The organism is Alkalibacillus haloalkaliphilus C5 (assembly GCF_000269905.1).
GTDB lineage: Bacteria > Bacillota > Bacilli > Bacillales > Alkalibacillaceae > Alkalibacillus > Alkalibacillus haloalkaliphilus_A.
This window is the reverse complement of sequence record NZ_AKIF01000249.1, coordinates 1-1,861: the sequence shown is the minus strand read 5'-3', so window position 1 is coordinate 1,861 and position 1,861 is coordinate 1. Positions and strand designations below refer to the sequence as shown.

Below are 1,861 nucleotides of genomic sequence, written 5' to 3'. Positions count from 1 at the left end.
TTTTTGGTTTGCCCGGCATGGGTGAGCTCTAACGGGTGAAAGTCCCGAGTGCGACCTGGTAGCGGTAAGCACATAGTCGAAGGCAAGGGTGTCCACGGTGACGTGGAATCTGAAGGAAGCCCTAGACAAACCTCTGGTTTGACGAACAGAAACCATATAAGAGGCAACGTATGAGGATAAGACTGCCAAAGAAGTTGAAGTCCTATAGCTACTCATATCATACGGTGTAAATATGGCAGATAGATGGAGTGAAAGAGCTCACACCTTAACCGGGGAGGTCTCAACACCTACACCAAAGACTTGTAGTGATATAAGTTTGGGTGGTGAGAAGTCAGCCGAAGCCGTAGTAGTGAAGACGTCTAACGAAAGTTAGAAAGAGCGAAGGGCTGAACAATTTTATGGTTATGGAAATCTTGATTGGAAGAGGAAAAAGACCACTGGCATACCGCGTTAAAGTGGATACCGACTTTACGAGAAGGAAAGGAAGTAACAAGCATGTATGACGAGAAACTTTTAGACAGGATTCTAAGAAAGGATAACCTTGACCAGGCACAGAAACAAGTCATTAAAAACAAAGGTGCCGCAGGTGTAGATGGTATGACAATCAAAGAACTACCACCACACATGTTAGAAAATAAAAAGGATATTATCCGTCGAATCAAACAAAGAGATTACCAACCAGCCCCAGTTAAAAGGGTCGAGATTCCTAAAGATAATGGTGGAGTTCGCCTATTAGGGATTCCAACCGTAGTTGATAGGGTTATCCAACAAGCTATAACCCAAGTTCTCACTCCTAAATTTAATCAACAGTTTCATGAACACAGTTATGGGTTTAGACCAGGACGGAACGCTGAAATGGCAATACGTCAGTCGCTTGAATTTATGAATGAAGGTTACGAATGGGTAGTGGATATAGACCTCGAACGTTTCTTTGATACGGTCAATCATGACCGTTTAATGAACCTAATATCGAGAACGGTGAAAGATGGTGATGTCATCTCACTCATCAGAAAATTTCTAGTAAGTGGAGTGCAACTCGATGAAGGGTATAAGGAGACAATCATAGGAACACCGCAAGGTGGTAATTTATCCCCTCTGTTAAGTAACATCATGTTGAATGAATTAGACCAAGAGCTTGAAAACCGAGGACTCCGTTTCGTTAGGTACGCTGATGATTGTATCATCATGGTCAAAAGCGAAATGTCTGCCAATCGTGTTATGCGATCGGTATCAAAGTTCATCGAAGAAAAGCTTGGCCTAATCGTCAACACAACAAAATCAAAAGTGACCAAACCCAATAATCCTGACCTAAAGTTTCTTGGTTTTGGCTTCTTTAAAGACTACCAAAGTAATGAGTATAAAGCAAAGCCACACCAGAAATCGGTCGAAACGTTCAAATATAAACTGAAGCAATTAACAAAAAGAAGCTGGAGTGTAGATACGAAGTATCAAGTGACACGGATTAACCAACTCATAAGAGGTTGGGTTAATTACTTTAGAATAGGTTATATGAAAAGCCTACTGGAGCGAATTGACTCTCACACGAGAAATCGTCTAAGAGCGTGCATATGGACGAAGTGGAAAACACCTAAGAATCGGAGAAAGAATTTAATCAAACTAGGCATGAGTAGATATAATGCCTACAGGAACAGTAATACAAGTAAAGGTGCGGTCCGCACCGCTTATTCCTGGATTCTTACAACCACTATAACCAATAAGAGACTAGCCCAATTCGGACTAATCTCTTCTGCACAACATTATAAGAAAGTACGTGCTTAATATAAAATTGAACCGCCGTATACGGAACCGTACGTACGGTGGTGTGAGAGGTCGGAGGTTAATCACCTCCTCCTACTCGATT

General features: G+C 41.7%; 1 protein-coding gene. It reads left to right on the top strand.

Annotated features, from left to right (window positions below):
• The first annotated feature begins 495 nt into the window (after nt 1-495).
• Nucleotides 496-1,779: a group II intron reverse transcriptase/maturase gene (ltrA, locus tag A194_RS0116095; protein WP_029425455.1), complete on the top strand. Its 1,284-nt coding sequence runs from the start codon at nt 496-498 to the stop codon at nt 1,777-1,779.
• Nucleotides 1,780-1,861 lie beyond the last annotated feature (82 nt).